The 19,955-nt window shown below is 34.0% G+C and carries 17 protein-coding genes; 12 read left to right on the forward strand and 5 right to left on the reverse strand.

Going from position 1 to position 19,955, the window contains the following annotated elements; genetic code table 11:
• Positions 1 to 15 precede the first annotated feature (15 nt).
• Genes O4O04_RS10820 through O4O04_RS10845 form a run of 6 tightly spaced genes read left to right on the forward strand, consistent with a single transcriptional unit; the run spans position 16 to position 6,426 of the window.
• Positions 16 to 660, forward strand: coding sequence for an SIS domain-containing protein (locus O4O04_RS10820; RefSeq protein WP_272535983.1), 645 nt, complete (start codon positions 16 to 18; stop codon positions 658 to 660).
• A 9-nt stretch (positions 661 to 669) separates the two neighbouring features.
• Positions 670 to 2,589 (forward strand): hypothetical protein, encoded by a 1,920-nt coding sequence (locus O4O04_RS10825; protein WP_272535984.1) that lies wholly within the window; start codon positions 670 to 672, stop codon positions 2,587 to 2,589.
• A 9-nt stretch (positions 2,590 to 2,598) separates the two neighbouring features.
• Positions 2,599 to 3,441 (forward strand): glycosyltransferase family 2 protein, encoded by an 843-nt coding sequence (locus O4O04_RS10830; RefSeq protein ID WP_272535985.1) that lies wholly within the window; start codon positions 2,599 to 2,601, stop codon positions 3,439 to 3,441.
• Position 3,442: 1 nt separating this feature from the next.
• Entirely contained in the window at positions 3,443 to 4,303 is an 861-nt protein-coding gene (locus O4O04_RS10835) for a glycosyltransferase (RefSeq protein ID WP_272535987.1), read from the forward strand.
• Complete coding sequence (locus O4O04_RS10840; protein ID WP_272535988.1) at positions 4,300 to 5,466, forward strand: glycosyltransferase family 4 protein; 1,167 nt, start codon at positions 4,300 to 4,302, stop codon at positions 5,464 to 5,466. The genes O4O04_RS10835 and O4O04_RS10840 overlap by 4 nt, the downstream gene beginning before the upstream one ends.
• Before the next feature lie 3 nt (positions 5,467 to 5,469).
• Positions 5,470 to 6,426 carry a glycosyltransferase family 2 protein gene (locus O4O04_RS10845; protein WP_272535989.1) on the forward strand — a complete coding sequence of 319 codons (957 nt, stop codon included), beginning with the start codon at positions 5,470 to 5,472 and terminating at the stop codon, positions 6,424 to 6,426.
• On the opposite strand, the gene O4O04_RS10850 is transcribed toward O4O04_RS10845, so the two are convergent.
• Together O4O04_RS10850 and O4O04_RS10855 are read right to left on the reverse strand one after the other, a co-directional pair.
• Complete coding sequence (locus O4O04_RS10850) at positions 6,415 to 7,332, reverse strand: glycosyltransferase family 2 protein (RefSeq protein WP_272535991.1); 918 nt, start codon at positions 7,330 to 7,332, stop codon at positions 6,415 to 6,417. The two genes, O4O04_RS10845 and O4O04_RS10850, sit on opposite strands and share 12 nt — an antisense overlap.
• Positions 7,323 to 8,111 (reverse strand): glycosyltransferase, encoded by a 789-nt coding sequence (locus tag O4O04_RS10855; RefSeq protein ID WP_272535992.1) that lies wholly within the window; start codon positions 8,109 to 8,111, stop codon positions 7,323 to 7,325. The genes O4O04_RS10850 and O4O04_RS10855 overlap by 10 nt, the downstream gene beginning before the upstream one ends.
• A 53-nt stretch (positions 8,112 to 8,164) precedes the next feature.
• Between O4O04_RS10855 and rfbC the strand changes: the two genes are divergently transcribed.
• From rfbC to O4O04_RS10875, 4 genes are all read left to right on the forward strand, one after another.
• Positions 8,165 to 8,713, forward strand: coding sequence for a dTDP-4-dehydrorhamnose 3,5-epimerase (gene rfbC / locus O4O04_RS10860; RefSeq protein ID WP_272535994.1), 549 nt, complete (start codon positions 8,165 to 8,167; stop codon positions 8,711 to 8,713).
• A 157-nt stretch (positions 8,714 to 8,870) separates the two neighbouring features.
• A complete protein-coding gene (rfbB, locus tag O4O04_RS10865) occupies positions 8,871 to 9,926 on the forward strand; it encodes a dTDP-glucose 4,6-dehydratase (protein ID WP_272535995.1) in 1,056 nt (351 codons plus the stop codon).
• A 9-nt stretch (positions 9,927 to 9,935) separates the two neighbouring features.
• Positions 9,936 to 10,820 carry a glucose-1-phosphate thymidylyltransferase RfbA gene (gene rfbA, locus O4O04_RS10870; protein ID WP_272535996.1) on the forward strand — a complete coding sequence of 295 codons (885 nt, stop codon included), beginning with the start codon at positions 9,936 to 9,938 and terminating at the stop codon, positions 10,818 to 10,820.
• A gap of 93 nt (positions 10,821 to 10,913) precedes the next feature.
• A complete protein-coding gene (locus O4O04_RS10875) occupies positions 10,914 to 11,711 on the forward strand; it encodes a glycosyltransferase family 2 protein (protein ID WP_272536074.1) in 798 nt (265 codons plus the stop codon).
• An 8-nt stretch (positions 11,712 to 11,719) separates the two neighbouring features.
• Here O4O04_RS10875 and O4O04_RS10880 read toward each other — a convergent pair whose 3' ends face one another.
• Positions 11,720 to 12,199 (reverse strand): Dps family protein, encoded by a 480-nt coding sequence (locus tag O4O04_RS10880; protein ID WP_272531699.1) that lies wholly within the window; start codon positions 12,197 to 12,199, stop codon positions 11,720 to 11,722.
• An 87-nt stretch (positions 12,200 to 12,286) separates the two neighbouring features.
• Positions 12,287 to 13,828, reverse strand: a complete 1,542-nt coding sequence (locus O4O04_RS10885; protein ID WP_272531700.1) for a phosphatase domain-containing protein — start codon at positions 13,826 to 13,828, stop codon at positions 12,287 to 12,289.
• Between the two features lie 104 nt (positions 13,829 to 13,932).
• Here O4O04_RS10885 and O4O04_RS10890 point away from each other — a divergent pair, with 104 nt between their 5' ends.
• Both O4O04_RS10890 and rfaD read left to right on the forward strand, forming a co-directional pair.
• On the forward strand, positions 13,933 to 15,702 hold the full coding sequence (locus tag O4O04_RS10890) for a UbiD family decarboxylase (RefSeq protein WP_272531701.1): 1,770 nt from the start codon (positions 13,933 to 13,935) through the stop codon (positions 15,700 to 15,702).
• Entirely contained in the window at positions 15,703 to 16,674 is a 972-nt protein-coding gene (rfaD, locus tag O4O04_RS10895; protein WP_272531703.1) for an ADP-glyceromanno-heptose 6-epimerase, read from the forward strand.
• Here the strand turns inward: rfaD and O4O04_RS10900 are convergent.
• Positions 16,662 to 19,937, reverse strand: coding sequence for an efflux RND transporter permease subunit (locus O4O04_RS10900; protein WP_272531704.1), 3,276 nt, complete (start codon positions 19,935 to 19,937; stop codon positions 16,662 to 16,664). The genes rfaD and O4O04_RS10900 overlap by 13 nt on opposite strands.
• Between the last annotated feature and the right edge of the window lie 18 nt (positions 19,938 to 19,955).

Below are 19,955 nucleotides of genomic sequence, written 5' to 3' on the forward strand. Positions count from 1 at the left end.
TTAAAGGAAAATATAATGAAAGATCTTTTATCGGAAGCTAAAAAATTCTCAGTTGAATTTCAAAAAGAAAATCAATCTGCAATAGCAAATTTAGATTTAAATATCATTTCGGAGGTTGCAATATTATTATTTCAAGCCAAAGAACGAGGTTCCAATATATTCTTTTTTGGAAATGGCGGAAGCCATAGTATCGCAACACATTTTGCTTGCGATTTTGGAAAGGGGACAAAAATAACCGGGAAAAAGAATCAAAAATTTTATAAGGTTTTTGGATTGGATAATGCAGCTTGGCTTACTGCTCAAGCCAATGATGGAAAAGAACCTTTCACCAATGGTGATTACCCAGGAATATACAATCATGGATATGATGGAATATTTGTTGGTCAGATGGAGAACTTCATTCAAGAAGGTGATGTTGCCTTTGGAATATCAAGTTCTGGAAATAGTCAAAATATTTTAAACGCTTTAGAATTTGCAAAAATTAAAAAAGCTCATACTGTAGCAATGGTAGGTTTTGATGGCGGTAAAGCAGCAAAAATTGCTGATCATGTTATTTTGGTAAAATGTGAAAAAGGCAAATATGGATTGGTCGAAGGTGTGCATGAAGTAATCCATCACCTATTATATGAATTTGCGATCCAATTAGAGAAAAATATCTAAAAAAAGTAAATGGGTTCATTAATTTTATTTAATCTCTTATTTAAAGTAATTTTTATATCTCTAACTGGATACCTTCTGATCTATTCGTTAGCTTATAATTATTTTTATAATGATGTACGGGATGGTAAGATAAATAATTCTATATTAGTTTTTGTTTCAATTCCTTTTCTTGGTGTAGTTATGCAATATCTTGCTTGGCTACAATTATTTTCTATTTGGATTTTTCTAGCTTGTTGGTTTTTGATTTTTTTATTAAATCGGAAACGGTTTAGCTCAATTATACATTATTTATTTAATTTTAAAAAATTAAATACTATAAATTGGAATTTTCATAATATAACGAAAATTATATGCTTTTCAGTATTTTTTATTGTAATTATACTTCATCTAGTTCGAATTTTAGAACCATCAATAAATATTGATATTTTCTTTTATCATTTACCAATAGCAAAAAAAATAGCTATGGAAGGTGGATTTAATCTACCCCTTCATGTGCATCCATATTATGCAAATCAACCAGCTTTTGCGGATTTCCTTTTCGCAATGGGTTTTTTATTGGAAACAGATTATCGGATTTCGCATGCTATCAACTATTTCATATTTATAAGTTTCTTGGTAATGATAATTAATTTAGTTCCAAAGAAGCGATATTATTATATATGCTTGATCCCAATTTTTTTAATTTTTTCTGATAATTTATTTTTATCAGGTGCTCTAACTGGAATGGTAGATACCACCCGAGCTTGCTTAGGTGTTGGAGGTCTTATTGTTCTTATTTATAATATTAAGCCAAAGTCTTTATTGTTATTCTTGATATCTGGCGTTTGTCTTGGTGGAGATGTGGCAAGTAAATACTTAGGTATGATTCCTATGTTATTTGGTTTTATTATTTTATTGTTCCTTTATTATGAAAATCCCAAAAGAAATGGAAAAGGAATTCTTTATTTTCTATTTGGTTTTTCAATTGTAATAGGCCCCTGGTATATTAAGAATTTGATACTGTTTTTAAATCCAATATATCCATACATATTTGGACATCCAGGTTTATCCGATCAATGGATGGCAGACCTAATGATAGAACAGACCAAATCATTTGATATCAGCCATAGGTTTTTTAGAAGAGAATTCCTAGAGTTAAACTCTTGGATAGATTTGTTTTCTGCGATTAATCAAATGTTCTTGTCTTCATTTGGAATATTTTTGAGTTCGATCACAGTATTTTCGATTATTATTGTGAAAAATAGAATATTTCGAATTTTAATTTTATTGAGTTTTATTCATTTTATAATTTGGTATTTTATGATTTTCAATAGTTCTCGATTTGGAATCAGTGCTTATTTACTTTTTCTTTCTTCAATGACATTTGCATTCTCTGCCTTAGCTGCTGATATTACAAAATCTTTAAAAAATTCTATAATAATTTTAATTATATGTCTATTATGTTTTTATGGGATGAGCGATAATCTGATTCAAAAGTTTAAAAATAGTCTTGCATTTGAATTTTTTCGGGGGGATGTAACGGAAGAAGTTTTTATGTCTAAAAGTTTTCCAGAGTATCGCATTATGAAATATATGGCGGATTCTGAAATAAATAAAATTTGGATTCCTCTAGGTGTAGAAAATGAAATTTATATGCCGCATTTATTTGAATTGAAAACTCCGATTTCTTATATTGTCCCTTATTCATCGCCTAAGAATAAAGAACAGGTTTGTGAATTGAACAAATCTGAGGATAAGTTGTATTTTGTACTTAAGAATAATGTGAGTTCGATTCAAAAAGAAAGATTGGATGAAGTAGCGGGATCTGGATATTCTGATTTTATACTTGGTATTGCGAAGGAACTTGAAAAAAATTCAAATTTGCTCGTAGATGAAGAATCATCGAAATTATATTCAATTACGAAAGTTTTACCTTTTTGTAAATTGTAAATTCGTAATATGAAAATTTCAATAATTACTCCAACATTTAATGAAGAAAAACATATTGAGAAATGTATTAATAGCATCGCAGTTCAAACATTCAAAGATTATGAACATTTAATTATCGATAACAAATCTACTGATAATACTGCAAATATTGTTAAAAGTTATCAAAAACGAAATAATCGAATTAAATTTATTTCTAAAGCAGATAAAGGTATTTATGATGCTATGAATTATGGTTTAAAACTAGCTAAAGGAGATTGGGTTTATTTTTTAGGTGCAGACGATCGCTTATTAAGCAAAAGTATATTTTCAAAAATATTTTTATCAGATCTCATAAACAATTTTGACTTTCTCTATGGTGATGTTCAGTGGGGTGATTCAGGAAGGTTCTATGATGGTAAATTTACTGAATCTAAATTATTTCAAAGGAATATCTGTCATCAAGCTATTTTCGTAAAAAGAAATATTTTATTAAAATTAGGTTCTTTTGATACTTCATACAAGGTTTTGGCAGATTGGATTGTAAATTTTAAATGCTTTGCTGATGATAAAATTCGCAAAAATTATATCGGAATGCCAATAGCTTACTATTCGTTGAACGGTCTTTCTTCTAATTCAGATGATGAACAGTTTTTGGCAGATAGAAATGAAATTTTTAAAAAGTATTTATCAACAGAATTAATTGAACTCTTAGATAAGAATAAAGATTTAGAAAACAAATTGGAAGAAATGAGAACTTCTGCTTCATTTCGAATAGGAAGTTATTTATTAAATCCTTATAAAATATTAACTTTTTTATATTTTTTCGGCTATAAGAAACACACAAAAAAATATAAACTGGAATCCAAAAATTAAAATGAAAAATATTTATGATATTAGCAATTTAGATCGCGTTAAAGAAATCGAAAATGATCGGAATCTAGAGTATTCAAGTAAAATTATCGGATTATCCATTGTAATTCTTAATTTGGATAAACCGAATTTTATTATTCCTTTATTAGAATGTTTGGATAGACAGAATGCTATATTTAATGATAAACATATTTCTTTTGAAGTAATTATAGGTGACACTGGTTCTTCTAATACACAAGTATTGGAGTACTATGATAAATTAAAGGAAAATTTTATCGTAGTTAGGAATCTTAAATATCATTTTTCTAAAAACAATAACTATCTTGCTTATAATTATGCAAAGTATGATACTATACTATTTTTAAATAATGATACTTTATTGGAAAAATCAGATTCCTTATTCAATATATATAATTCTCTGAACATTGATAAAAAATTAGGAATAGCAGGTCCAGTATTATTATTTGAAAATAAGCGAATACAACATGCTGGAATTGATTTTTACTATGATGAGAGAATGGATGGATTTTTTCCTTATCATAAAAATGGAAATGAAAAGATAGAATCTATAAAACATTATAAAGAATTAACTCCGTTTGCTGCAGTAACTGGAGCATTTCTTATGATCAAATGGTCTTTATTTGAAAAAGTGCAGGGATTTGATGAGTTTTACAATAAAGAAGGACAAGACATTGATCTTTGTATGAAAATAAAAAGGTTAGGTTATAAAATTATATTAACAAATTTTGGAACAATTTATCATTTTGAGAATGGTACTCGTGTGAAGGGTGAAGAAGATTCCAGTGATCGGAAGAGATTGGTAAGAAAGTGGAATAATTTCATTAAGTACGGTTTAACCATATGAAGATTCTAGTATTTGCAGTTCGTTTGGCTGCTCAAGGATTTGGAGTAGATTTAGTAATTAAACAGCTAGCTGCTGTATGGGAAAGTATCGGATATGATGTTACCGTCGGCTGTGTCATATCGGATATACATTCTGAAAAAATTAATATGGTTATCGAAGAAGAAAAATCTGTTTTAGAATTAATAGAGCGAATTCAACCTAATTTTATTTATATTCATACTTATCCTTTTTGGGAATATATCCCAGCGATTAAGAAGAGGTTCGAGAACATTACCGTGATTATGCATGATCATGGAGATCCGACTCCTGAGCTATTTAGCAATAAACAAATAAAAGAATTTATAAAGAAGCAATATTTAATTCGAAGAGAGAGTGCTAAATATGCTGATCGAATCATAACAATATCTGAATTTATAAAAGCAGATGTAGGGTATAAAGATTCTATAAATATACATCATGGTGTTGAAAATGTTCCTGACCTTGGTTTTAAAAAATCAGTGTCGGCTGATAAGTTAAAAATTGGAATGCTTGGTCGCGTCGGTGAGAGTGAGAATGAATACAAAGGTATTAAATACTTTATTGAGATCGCGAAATCATTGGATTCTAATAAATTTGAATTTCATTTTTGTGGTCATGGTAAGCTATCAGATGCTAAAACTCTAATCGATTCCGGTATTCAAGTAAGGGTAAATCTCAGTGAAGAAGAGAAAATAAATTATTTGAGAGGTCTAGATATTTTTATTTCAACTTCATTATGGGAAGGTTTTAACCTACCTTTGCTTGAAGCTCAAGCCTTAGGAACTTTAAGTATAGTGTTCGATACAGGAGCTCATCCTGAAGTCAGTATTTTTAATTTTTCTAATGTTTTTGAAATTGTACATTTTATTGAAGAAGTTGAAAAAAATCGCGAATTACTCTTGATCTACTCTAATAATTGTTATACCTTCGTAAGGTCTAATTTTTCTTGGTTAAAAGCTGCATTGCAAATTTTAGCCTTAAATAATAATCAAAAGAATATATGGTCAGAATCTATAAATAACTTAGGTAAGCAAAGGAAATTGGATGTGCCATATATTAAACTTTTAGTAAAATTTATTCGCGATCGAGGAATTATTCATTTTATAGTTTATGGGTTTAAAAAAGTCTTCAGAATTAAGAATTAGCAATTGAAAAAAAAAGTTAAAGATCTTGCTAATATTTCTATTTTGCTTTCAACTTACAACGGTGAGCGATACTTAGAAAAGCAATTGGAGAGCCTTAGGTTGCAGACAATTCCTTTTCAGCTTTTCATTCGAGATGATGGATCATCTGATTCAACGATCAAAATAATTGAGCAATGGAAAAGCAAATTACCAATACATTTAGAAAAAGGAAAAAACATAGGTTCCTGTCAGAGTTTTAATGAGTTATTAACAAAGAACAATTTTCAGAATTCTTATATGGCATTTTGTGATCAAGATGATGAATGGCTTCCAGATAAGTTAGAAGTTGCTTTAAATTCTATTCAGAAAACAGAAGCGGAGATTGGTAGTGAAGTTCCGGTTCTCTATCATTCCAATCTTTCTTTAATTGATTCAAATAGTAAAACTATTCAAGGAAATTTTTGGAGCCGAATGGCTTTGCAGCCTAATTTGAGTCACAATTTGGCTGGTTTATTGAACCAACCGATTGTAACAGGTTGTACGTTAATGATCAATCCATCTTTATATTCTAAAATAGGTTCAATACCACCCAGTGCAAAAATGCACGACTGGTGGATTTCTCTTATCGCTTGCACTTACGGAGTCATCATTTCTGATTATAAATCTACAATCAATTATCGTTTGCATAGTTCAAACGTAGTAGGAGCAGCAGGTTTTACTTGGCAAAGATTAATATTCAAAATATCAAATATAAGAGATTACATTAAAGAATGGAAAAAAGAAAATCTAGATCGAATAGAACAGGCAAAAGCGTTTTTATCTGTATTTGGAAATGAATTGAGTTTAGATTCGAAGGAAATTTTAGAAAATTTTATTAAAATAACTAATTTAAATTATTTCCAAAGAAAAAAGACTCAATTTCGATATGGTTTTTTTCAGCATGGTTTGAGAAGAAAAATTACGTCCTTTTTATTGTTTTGATTTTATACCATGCCACATTCCTTTGAGAAAAAATTTTAAATTTTCTAATTTATTTCTTTCAAAAAAGAAAACTCGGAAATTATCAAATACAAAATTTCCAAAGTCGATAGTAAACCATATCGGAAAGACTAAGGAATATATTTTCCATGTCCAAATTCTGTTTCTAATCATAAAATACCTTCGAAATGGGGAATGATTACTTGGATAGATTGCAAACTTTTGAATTTGTATAGATTTAGATTCACCTAATTTATGTTTCAATTTGGCATCTCGTAGAACGCAAATTTTATAACCGAAACTTTGAATCCTTAGGCAAAATTCTATATCAATATAATCAATAAAAAAATCCTCCCTCAAGTATCCACACTCCTTGAATATGTGACTGGGTATCAAGCTACCAGAGCTAATTACAGTCAGCACATCATCATATTGAGCAAAAGTAGGTTCATTTATGAAATTCCTTCTTTTGTAAAAAATTCTTTCTTTAACCCAATATTTTTGTATTTTACCAGAATCCTCGTGAAGGATATTGGGACTGACGATTCCTACTTTTTTGTTTGTTTGTAAAACCTGAAGCATTAACTCGATTGATCCTGTTTGAAGTTGAGAATCGTCATCGAGAAATAGAAAATAATCAAATTTATTTTCTAATCCGTATTGTATACCAAGGTTTTGTGCACTTCCCAATCCTAAATTATCTTCTGATCTTTGGAATATAATTTCAATCTTTTTGAATTTATTTTTAAATTTAGATTTTTTGAAGGAATTTTCTAATTCTATTTGAACATTTAATTTAGATCCGTTATCAATAATTATTAAACTATCGATTTGATCAACAAGTGAGATAAGACCCTCCAATAACTCTGGAATATCGGGATTGAAAGCAACTATTATACCTAATACCATTTCCAGCCCCATTTACTGAAAAATTGGATCATACTTCTAAAGAACAAATAAAAATGTCTTATTGATTTATGCGCACCTCTATTCCATAAATGAATAATTTCTACCTCTGGATAATAATAAATTAATTTATTTAGTTTTAATATTTTTAAACATAGATCGTAATCTTCAAAATAAAGAAAATATCTCTCATCAAATTTTCCTACTTTGATAAAATCCTTCGATCGAACTAGCATAAAACATCCACTGGCTATCTGTACATTTGAGGCTTCATTATAATTAAAATTAACCATTTCATATTCAATTAAGGATTTCTTGATTAGTTTAATTTTTTGTAGTAGTTTAAATCTTCTAGCGAGAAGTGCTAACACTGTAGGATAACCTTTCATTAGCTTTTGAATAGTGCTGTCTTCATTTAAAATTTTAGGAACTATGATTCCGATAGATTCATTTTTTGTAATTGTATCAATTAACTTTTCTAAAGATTTATTGATTAAAAAAACGTCTGGATTTAGAATAAGAAAATATTCAGATTCATCACCTTGATCGAATCCAAAATTATTTCCACCTCCATAGCCATTATTAATATTTCCTCTGAAGAAGTAACTTACTGTCTTTGAATTGTAATGGCTAACGGTTTTTTCTAAAAAATTGGAAGGGGAATGATCAACAACAATGAGTTCTGAATCAATATTTTGATCTAAAAAATAATCAATAGTTTTTTGGATAACTTTTGGATCATTATTGTAACAAACGATACAAGTTTTAAGAAGTCTTTTCAAAGATAGAAATTTTTCCTTTTCAATCCAATATCTTTTTCAAATTCTGGTAAGCTATGATCATAAAAAGATATTTCATCGAGGGTCTAGCCTTGATCACTCCAAAAAGATTTGGGGACGACAGAGGTTTTTTTCTAGAGTCATATAAGCAGTCATTTTTTCAAGAGAATAATTTACCTATACATTTTGTCCAAGATAATCATTCAAGATCCAAGAAGGGCGTTCTACGAGGATTGCATTATCAATCACCACCGTTTGATCAGGGTAAGTTAGTCAGGGTATCTAAGGGATCAGTATTGGATGTGGCAGTTGATATTCGCAGAGAATCACCTACATATGGAAAATGGATTGCTGAGGAATTGAATGATAAAAACTGTTCTATGCTTTGGGTTCCAACTGGGTTTGCACATGGATTTCTAACTCTTGAAGATGATACTGATTTTCTTTATAAGGTTACAAATGATTACTCAAAAGAACATGAAGGTGGAATTATGTTCAATGATTCAGATTTAGGCATAGAATGGGGAATGGAATCATTGGACTTAATAGTTTCTGATAAAGATAAAATATTAACTTCATGGAAAGATTTTAAAAGTCCATTTTGAAATTTTCAATTTATATATTTAAAATGATTCCGATTCTTTAAAAAGTTTATAATTTACAATACATCAATCTAAATGATATCTACAATCGCATATAAAACAAACGAAAGAATTAATTCGAAAAATGAAAAGATTAGCTAAATTTCCAGGAATGAAATAAATGAATTCAACTACAAGAAAGATTCTAATAACAGGCGGAGCTGGATTTATTGGATCCAATTTTGTTCACTATATTTTAGAAAGCTACGAGGATGTAAAACTTTTCGTAATTGATAAACTGACCTATGCTGGCAATCTCAAGAATTTGGATCGATGGAAGGACGATTCAAGATTGGATTTTCTGAGAGTTGATATCGCTGACAAGAATGCTGTAAATACAAGTTGTGAAAATTTAGATTTTAACGAAGTCGCTCATTTTGCCGCTGAGAGTCATGTTGACCGCTCCATAACGGGTCCGGAAGAATTTGTTCGTACAAATGTAATGGGAACATTTTATATGTTGGAACTTGCAAGAAAGAAGTATGAGCAAGGAAGTCTTACAAGATTTTTGCATGTCTCAACGGATGAAGTATTCGGATCTCTAGGAGAAGACGGAGCATTTTCAGAAACTACTTCGTATGCACCTAATTCTCCTTATTCGGCATCAAAAGCTGGCTCAGATCATTTGGTTCGATCCTATTTTCATACTTATGGTATGCCTGTTGTCACAACCAATTGTTCCAATAATTATGGTCCATTTCATTTTCCTGAAAAGTTAATACCGTTAATGATTCTAAATTGTCTTCAAGGAAAAGCACTTCCTGTGTATGGAAAAGGCGATAATATTCGTGATTGGTTGTATGTAAAAGATCATTGTTCGGCTATTGATCTCGCTATGTTGAAAGGTGTATCTGGAGAAACATACAATATTGGAACTAGAAATGAAATGAACAATTTACAAATAGTTGAATTGATCTGTACATTAATGGATAAGTATCATCCAGCTGGTGCTCCACATAAAAAATTGATACAATTTGTAAAAGATAGACCTGGACATGATTTTCGATACGCCATAGATCCATCCAAAATCGAAAACCAACTTGGATGGAAACCTAAATACTCTTTTGAAACTGCAATTCAAGAAACTGTGGAATGGTATATAAAAAACGGAGATTGGTGGAAAGAAATTCTTTCTGGAGAATACAAAAGCTACTATGAAATGCAATATAAGAACTAAGGATAAGATATGATTCGCAAAGGTATAATTTTAGCAGGTGGTTCTGGAACACGATTGTATCCAGTTACTAAAGTTGTGTGTAAACAACTTCTTCCTATCTATGACAAACCAATGATCTATTATCCTCTATCTACATTAATGGAATCTGGAATTCGAGATATTCTAATTATTTCTACGCCTGAATCCACACCCTTGTTTAAAGAAATGTTAGGTGATGGAAGTAGCTGGGGTATTAACCTGAGCTATGAGATACAGCCATCACCTGACGGTTTAGCTCAAGCATTCTTAATTGGAGAAAAATTTTTGAATGGTGGAGAAGCCTGTGCTTTAATTCTTGGTGATAACATTTTTTTTGGTCAAGGAATGGAAGAGCTTTTACAGACGAGTGTATCGAAAGAAGAGGGCGCATCTGTTTTTGCTTATCATGTTACAGATCCTGAAAGATACGGTGTAGTTGAATTTGATAATAATTCGATTGCTGTATCAATTGAAGAGAAACCGAAAATTCCAAAATCCAATTATGCAGTTACAGGTCTCTATTTCTATGATAAGAATGTTGTTGATTATGCCAAATCAGTGAAACCTTCTCATAGGGGTGAATTAGAAATTACAGATTTAAATAAAATTTATTTAGAAAAAGGTAATTTACAGGTTCAAGTTATGGGTAGAGGTTATGCTTGGTTAGATACGGGTACACATGAATCTTTGCTTGAAGCGTCAAGTTTTGTGGAAACCGTAGAAAGAAGACAAGGACTCAAAATAGCGTGCCCGGAAGAGATTGCTTTTAGGAAAAAATACATTTCTTCAGAAGAATTAGAAAAGTTGGCTGAGCCTTTAAAGAAAAATGGTTATGGACAATATTTGTATCGAATATTAAGGGAAACGATTTTTTGAAATAATGCGAATATACAATAGGTTTAGAAAATGTTTATTTATTTACGCAATGGCTTCTCCCTTCAAAATGGATGATATCTAAATATGGCGACCATGAAAGCACCTGCAAAAAAATCTAAATCTTCATCTAAACTAAAAACTATATCTCTAATCATACCTATTTACAATGAAGCGGGTCACTTACAGAACTTTTTGGAAAAGGTAGACGCTTTAAAATTACCGACTTCCAAAGAACTCGTTTTTATAGATGATTGTTCGAAAGATGACTCTCTTTCCATATTGGAATCGTTTAGATTCAAATCAAAATTCCTTATCCTAAAACAAGAAAAAAATCAAGGTAAAGGTGCAGCACTAAGACGTGGCTTTGACGAAGCTACCGGAGATGTTTTGGTTGTCCAAGATGCGGATTTCGAATATGATATGGAAGAGTTGCCTTCGCTTTTGGTTCCTGTTCTGGATGGAAAAGCGGACGTTGTGTTCGGGTCAAGATTTCGTAAAGAAGTGAAGCAAGTTCATAGAACTTTTCACTATCTCGTAAATCGTATTCTCACATTACTCAGTAATATGTTTTCAGGAATGTACCTATCCGATATGGAAACCTGTTATAAAATTTTCCAATCAGACATCATCAAGAATATCAATCTAGTATCTAACCGATTTGGTTTTGAGCCGGAAGTAACTGCGAAGTTAGCAAGACTTAAGCTCAGAGTGCAAGAATATCCAATCTCTTACTATCCAAGAAATTACCTAGAAGGTAAAAAGATTACTTGGAAAGACGGAATTGCAGCTCTACGTCACATATTGTATTTTAATATTTTTGCCTCGAAAAAGAATTTCTTCAAAGTGTCCATGCCCGAAAAGTACATTCCAGGCGCTGGACATTGGCTGTAATTTTCTAACTATTCCTCTTCCAGCAAAGATCGTAGCATCCACGCTGTCTTCTCATGAACAGTCAATCTTTGGGTTACCAAATCCAAAGTTGATTCGTCGTTTCCAGCATCCGCTGGGCTAATAATTTCTCTTGCTGTTTTGATTGTCTGCTCGTGACCCACAACTAGGTTCCGAATCATGTCTTTTGCCTTCGGCACTCCGTCTTCTTCTTTGATGCTGGAAAGTTTCGTATAATCCTTGTAAGACCCTGGGGCAAAATGTCCGAGAGATCTAATTCTTTCTGCAATCATATCAATCGAATTCCATAATTCTGTGTATTGTTCCATAAACATTATATGCAATGTTTGGAACATTGGACCCGTTACATTCCAGTGATAGTTATGTGTCTTGAGATACAAAGTGTACGTATCTGCTAATAATTTCTTAAGTCCTTGCGCAATTTGTTCTCTTTGTTCTTCTGGTATCGATATATTTATTTTCTGTGTCATAGTGTATCCCTATATACTTTAGACGAATTCATTTATAGAATTTGCGTTAAGAACATAAATATTTTATTGAACTAGAAGAATTCAATCTTACTTTATATCGCTCATCGCGCGAACAAGAACTTCCTCAACAATTTTTTTCGTTTCCTCAGCTTCCCCAGTTACAGTTAGGCTCTTTGTTCTTTTGATAAGATATTTATCATCGATAACTTTGCCTTCGTGCCAATCTCCCACCATTTCCAAAGTTACTTGAAATATTGATTCAAATTCTAAAAATCCATGGTGATGCAAAAGAATAGCCATTCCTATTGCACCTTCCGTTCCATAGAAAGCGGGTTTTCCTTTTAGAGTTTTTTCCGCACGAATTCCTCCGCCAGGTAACGAAAGCGTAACTTGTGTACGCATTTCCTTTTCACCTGGTCCGTAATCGGTAATATTGATAATGGCAAGAGAGACCGGATTGACTTTGCCATGAATCTTCCAATTCTCTTCGGCAAGTGATCTTATATAACGAGCATTATCTCTTGTGATTGCATCTCGCCCTTGAAAATTCAATTTATAAAGATATTCCTCTAATTCATCTCCTTCCCAATCTTGCATGAGAATCAATTGATATAGAGTAAAAATCATATAATCGGATTCTGTGTTGTCTCCAAGGAGAATTTCTTTTGCACCAGTTGGTAGATAGATTCTCGCCTGGAGGAGAATGGACAGTTTGTACGCCATTTGGTCAAACAAAGACTGATAAGATGCACCTAGAAATTTTTTCGTACGAAGCAGTGCGGAACGAAATCCACCAGAAAGCAAGTCACTTGGATTAAAAGTAGTTCCCATTACTTTGTCCAATACACCTTTGATTGTTCCTTCCAGATACTTTAGGTGAATGGATTCGAATTCTATATTATGCTTTTTGACTGTTGCAAAAAGTGTCCTTCTAAAAAAATGAGGACTGGCAGATATAAAGATTAAGGGAGAGTCATCTAGGTCCTTACGAAGTCTGCGATAGAGTTCTGGCATTCCAGCAAGTGCTCGCTTTTGTTCGGCTGTCTCAAATAAAGCTGCAAGTTTTCCACCTTTACTATGTAAGTCGGTTGCAAGATAGGTCTGATCAATATCTGAAGTAATGACGTAATTGGAATAATCTTCAGGAAGAATCCTAAGGCGTCCTCGGCCTAGAACATTCGCTTTGGAAAGCTTGGAATCACGCTTTGCATTGAGAAAAGCTAAATCCTTAGAAAATTGACGATAAGAATCCAATCCCTCTAGACTTACCTCAAAAATATATTTACCAGGTGTAATTTTCTTAGAAATAGTATGAGAAAAAAATCCATCTTCATCCGCTATCACTGGTTCCGATCGATAGATGCATTCTTCTTTACTATCATATACTTCGATCCGTAAAATGGGCTTTCTTACAGGAGCTAAACTGAAATCAAGAAATGGGGTTACATGTGATTCTTCGCCTTGGAATAGACCAGTAAGAAGATCCCAGATTCCTTCAGCCTTAGTGATATCCGTAATCCCAACATCGACCACTTGACCCCGGACATAGGACTTGTTCTCACGACCAAGGGTTCCTCCGCAGACTGCTATTCTTTTCTTGTCAATAATTTTATCTTTCTTATCTGCCATTTCCGCCCCTTAAATTTCAGCCCGTTAAAAACCTAATTCTGGATTTATATACACTATGTGGCTATCCAAAATTTACAAGTTTTTCTTTGTAGTCTAATAACCAGATGAAACCTTTAAGATCCACTCGCGACTTCGTAAATCTTCTACGTTCCAAAAATGAAATCATTGATGTTCAAATTGAGGTTGACCCCAATCTCGTTCTAGCTGAAATCCAACGGCGAAATGTGGCAAGAAAAGGACCTGCTTTATTATTTCATAATGTGAAGGGAAGTAAATTCCCTATGGCAACCAATCTTTATGGATCCGAATCTCGAATCCAATTGGCATTTGGAATGAAGCCTTTAGAATTTGTAAAACGAGTTGCAGATCTTGCAAAAAATGCCATTCCTCCGAAACCATCAAAGCTATGGGCTTACAGAGATATAGCTTTTACATTGCTTAAACTCGGGCTAAAAACTGTATCCAATCCGCCCCTTATGCAGAACAAAATCCAACCTGCAAATACGTCGATCCTTCCTCAGCTCGTTAGTTGGCCGTTAGATGGTGGACCTTTTGTCACACTCCCTTTAGTTTATACACAAAGTCCTATCACGGGCAAACCGAATTTGGGAATGTATAGAATTCAATTGCATTCCAAAGATACAGTGGGTATGCATATTCAGATCCATCGGGGCGGTGGGTTTCACTATCACGAAGCAGAAACTATGAATCAATCATTGCCGGCTCACGTTGTTGTAGGTGGCCCACCTGCCTTGACAATATCAGCCATAGCTCCTTTGCCCGAAGAAATACCCGAAACTGTGCTTGCGAGTCTTCTTGCAGGTGAGAAGATTCGAACATACAAAAATACTAAATTATCTCCGTTGCCATTTCTAGCTGATGCAGACTTAACTTTGGCTGGTTACATTCCACCCAAGGAGAGATATCCTGAAGGTCCATTCGGTGATCATTACGGCTACTATGCACTTCAACACGACTATCCAATTCTAAAATTGAATGGAATCTATCATAGAAATGATGCAATCTGGCCTGCAACTGTTGTGGGAAGACCGCCGCAAGAAGATCACTATTTGGCTGAATACTTACAAGATTTGCTTTCGCCTGTATTTCCCATTGTTATGCCACAAGTCAAATCTTTGTGGGCTTATGAAGAATCAGGTGTTCATTCACTTGCAGCAGCAATCGTAAAAGAACGATATCCTCGTGAAGCATTTATGGGTGCACTTCGTATCTTAGGTGAAGGACAATTATCACTTACAAAATGTCTGATCATCACAAATGAATCTATAAATCTCAAAAATTTTAAAGAGACATTCAAAACCATATTGGATCGCTTCAATCCAAGAACAGATCTTTTTATTCTTACAAATATTTCCCAAGATACCTTAGATTATACAAGTGCTACAGTCAATAAAGGTTCCAAAATGATCATGTTAGGTGTTGGTGAGCCTCATGGAAAACAATATGCGACTGAATTGCAGAAATCCTTTCAAAATTCAGAATTTTCCAATCCTAGATTTTATCTACCGGGTGTATTACTCGTAAATACCAAAAAATATTCACTCGGAGATGGTATCCCACAGAAAATGCTAGATGAGACTGCTATTCAAGGTTGTCTTTTTGTGATCCTTACCGATGATTCTAATGAAGCATGCAGATCTGATCACGATTTTATTTGGTATGTCTTTACTCGATTTGAACCTGCGGGTGATATATATTCCAAACATGAAATATTCAGAAATCATGTTGTCCAGAACCCGCCAATAGTCATTGACGCAAGACTCAAGACTTGGTTTCCTCCAGTGACCGAGCCTGATCCGAAGACCATAGAAGCTGTGGACAAATTATGGCCTCAAATATTTCCTAGATCGTAAATGAAAGAAAAAATGATTCTAGTTACTGGTGGAGCTGGCCTGATTGGAAGTGCTTGTGTATCCGAATTGAATGCACAGGGACAAGATCGTATATTTATAGTGGATCATCTGGCAAGAACAGAGAAGTGGAAAAATCTCACTCGCTTGCAATATTTAGATTATATGGAGAAGGATGATTTTATAAATCAATGCAAATCATCACCGCAATTTATTGAGAATTTTAGCCATATTCTTCATCTTGGTGCATGCTCCGCAACTACAGAACAGGATTCTACATATTTGATTCGTAATAATTATGAATATACGAAAATTCTTGCGCAACTCGCAGTTAAGAATTCTATTCCTTTTGTCTATGCATCCAGTGCTGCAACGTATGGAGAAGGGGAGAATGGCTATGATGACAATCAGCCGATTGCATCTTTGAAGCCATTGAATATGTACGGATATTCTAAACATATGTTTGATTTATATGCAGAAAAGACCGGAATTCATAAATCGATTACAGGACTTAAGTATTTTAATGTATTCGGATATGGTGAAGCTCATAAGGCTGATATGCGAAGCCTAGTTCTAAAAGGCTATGAACAAATTCTAAAAACAGGTAAATTGAAACTTTTCAAGAGCCACCGCAGTGACTACAAAGATGGCGAACAGAAAAGAGATTTTCTATATGTTGTTGACGCAGCAAAAATCAGTTTGTATTTTCTCTTCGAGAATAGACCAGGACTCTACAATGTGGGTCGTGGAATTGCGGAATCTTGGAATGATCTAGCGGCTGCCATGTTTACTGCCATGGGAAGAGATATCAATATTGAATATATAGATATGCCTGAATCCTTGATCGAAAAATACCAATACTATACATGCGCAACTACAGATAAGATCAAAAAAGCCGGTTATACCTATGAACTGACTCCACTTAAGAAAGCAGTCACTGAATACATTCAAACTTTGTCAGCTTATCCAGTGTAAGTCTTTTTAAATCTGCCGAGCAATTTGGATAGGGCAACTCTCGAATCAAAAAGGATTCGGTAGAAAACAGGAACCACTATCAAGGTGATTACCGATGCAAAGACTAGTCCCCATCCAAAAGCCAATGCCATCGGAACCAAGAAGGGATCCTTACCTCCAATTCCATAAGCAGTTGGAAGTAAGCCAAGAACTGTTGTAACGGTAGTGAGTACTACGGCTCGCAATCGAATCGATCCAGTTTCTATCAGTATTTCATAGATTGATTTTTCTGGATGTTCATTACGAATTCCGTTTGCACAATCCACGAGAACAATTGAATCATTCACCACAACTCCCGCAAGACCCACTACACCGAGGAAGGCGAGAAAAGAAAACGATTCTCCATGAAAAGCAAAGGCAATGATCACACCTATAATCGAGAAAGGAATTGCACTCATCACAATAAATGGCTGGAGGATAGATCGGAATAGTGATGCGAGTATCATAAAGATAATTAGCAATCCAACCAAGAACGCCCGACCGAGGGACGCCAAAGATTCTTCTGTATCTTTGTTCTCTCCGGAAAATCTTGAAGTGTATCCAGGGAATTTATCAATGATATTTTTGGAAAGCTTAATCGCCTTTGCATTCGCTTCTCGCGGAGTAACTACAGATTCGTCCAAGTTTGCTGTGACTGTAATCAATCTTTTGCCATCTAAGTGATTGATGGATGCTCTACCTGGAGATCTTTCGTAACGAATGAGTTTGGATACTGGAATTAGGTTACCGGCTAGATTATTTACAAATATATTCTTCAGAGAATCAAGAGAATTTCGAAACGCCTGAGGAAAACGAACTCGCACATCGACTTCTTCATCTGCTCGTTTGATCTTCGTTGCCACTGTTCCTTGATAGGCGGTATTGATGGCAGTCGCAATTTGAATCACAGACACACCTGCAAATGAAGCAAGAGACTCGTCCACATACACTCGAACTTCATCTTTACCTTCAACGAAATCATCACCGATATCAGTAATGCCTTCTATTTGCGATAATACAGCTTTGTATTCACTTGCAATCGCTTGAAGAGTTGCAAAATCATCACCCTTTATTTCAATTGCTATCGGTTTACCAACAGGTGGTCCTCCGGCTAGCTTCTCAAATTCCAAATTCACCAACTGGCCACGCAGATTGGAAAACTCTTTTGGTCCATCCAAATCAAAACTCACTGCTTCGGGAACTTCTTTACCTTTTTTCTTTAGGTTTTCTCTTTCGCGGTTTTCTGCTTCAAGTCGCAGAGCCAGAGCTTTCTCATTCAAAAGATAAACGGTTTTATCACGAACTATATTTATAATTTCTTCGGTTGATCGTTCACGGTCATCATCGGGCGTGAGATAAACCATGATTTGTGCGAAATTTTTGCCTCGTTTTGTGAACGGATCGTTCGGATCTTTTTGTATGATTCCAACACGGGTAATATAATTTTCTACTTCGCCTGGCTCAAGTGCGTCGATTTCTTTTTCCAGTGCCTTGGTAAAAGTTTCCATAGCTTCAAGACTCAGTCCTGTTTCGCCGGTAATTTTAACTTGAAAAGTCTCAATTGCACCTGGGAACAATTTGAATTTGCCAAGGAATACTTGAACAATTAAACTGAATATCAAAACCATCACAAGTATCAAAACTGTTTTGTATTTATTACGCAATGATACCGCAAGGATAGGTAGATAAACCTTTGATTTGAAATTATGGAAGGTTCCGCTTTCTTCCTTTATCTCACCTTGCATATTGGATTTCTTACTAATATCATAGAGATGGGATGGTAGAATAAACAGAGCTTCGAATAGAGATGATACAAGAGAAAGGATTACGACCAAAGGAATCACTCGGATGAATTTTCCGAAAATTCCTGTCATAAAAAGCATCGGAGCAAAGGCAGCAACCGTTGTTGTGATGGTTGCAGTAACCGGTGCAACTACTTCTGTTGTTCCTCTTAGTGCTGCTTCATAGGCTGGAACACCTTTCTCAATATAGCGATATACGTTTTCGCATATAATAATTGCATCATCTACAATGATACCAATAACAATGATTAGACCTAACATGGAGATCAAATTCAAGGTTACACCTAAGTAGTTCATAGCAATAAATGCCATTCCGAAGGAAATAGGAATCCCAAGAGCTGTCATGATTGCCATTCTCCAACCAAGGAAAACAAACAATGATGCAGTAACCAATATCAATCCAGTAACAGCATTAGAAAGCAAGACTCCCAATCTTCTTCGAATGAACTTGGATAGATCATTCACGAATGCAACACTCACATCTTCTTTATAGGTCAATAGAAAATCATCTACTATCGCTTTCGCCTCATCAACGACAGTTATCGCATCCGCCTTTTCTCTTTTTACAACTGTGAGAGCTATGGTCGTAAAGCCATTTGCTTTATCCAAGTATTCACTTTCCACAAAATCTTCTGAAACCTTAGCAACATCTTTTAGAAGAATCGATCTACTTGCATCATTGGTACGAATATAAACTTTTTCGATTTCTTCTGGTTTGTCGAATTCCCCAACCGTTCTTACGATAATTTCTTTGTTCGAACCTGTAATGTTTCCACCAGGGAAATTTATATTTTTATTCTTCAGAGCTGTAACGATCTGTGTACTTGAAATTGAAAGAAAACTCATTACTTCAGGCTTTAGATCAACATGCATCTCTGCATCATTCCAACCTCGTTTTACAATTCGAGCAACGCCTGGTAAGTTCTTAAGCCTTTCTTCTAATATCTTTGCGCGATCTTTTAGTTCTTTTTGCGTGAGGACAACTTTGCCGTCTTTTGTATTTGCAGAAATATCCAATTCAATTACAGGCTGTCTTGCTGTGGTAATTTCGGTTACCAAAGGATCTTCTGCGTCATCGGGAAGATCGGTAACACGGTCAACAGCAGATTTGATATCATCTACTACTTTGTCGGTATCACTCACATTGGGATCTATTGTGATTATGATTCCAGAACGATTTTCGAGTGATGCGGATCTGAATTCTTTGAGTCCATCCACTTCTAGAATTGCATCTTCCAATGGTTTGGTGACTAGCTTTTCTACATCCGCAGGCGATGCTCCCGGATAGATAGTGGTTACAGAAACTATATCGAAATCTATATTGGGAAATGCTTCCCGATTCATAGTAGTTGCCGTAAACGCACCTACCATTAGTATTAGAATGGTCAATAAATTAACAAAAATACTTTTGTCTAAAAAATATTGTATAAGGCCAGATCCCATCGAGTCGTCCTCTTAAAT

The organism is Leptospira sp. GIMC2001 (genome assembly GCF_028462125.1).
Lineage (GTDB): Bacteria > Spirochaetota > Leptospiria > Leptospirales > Leptospiraceae.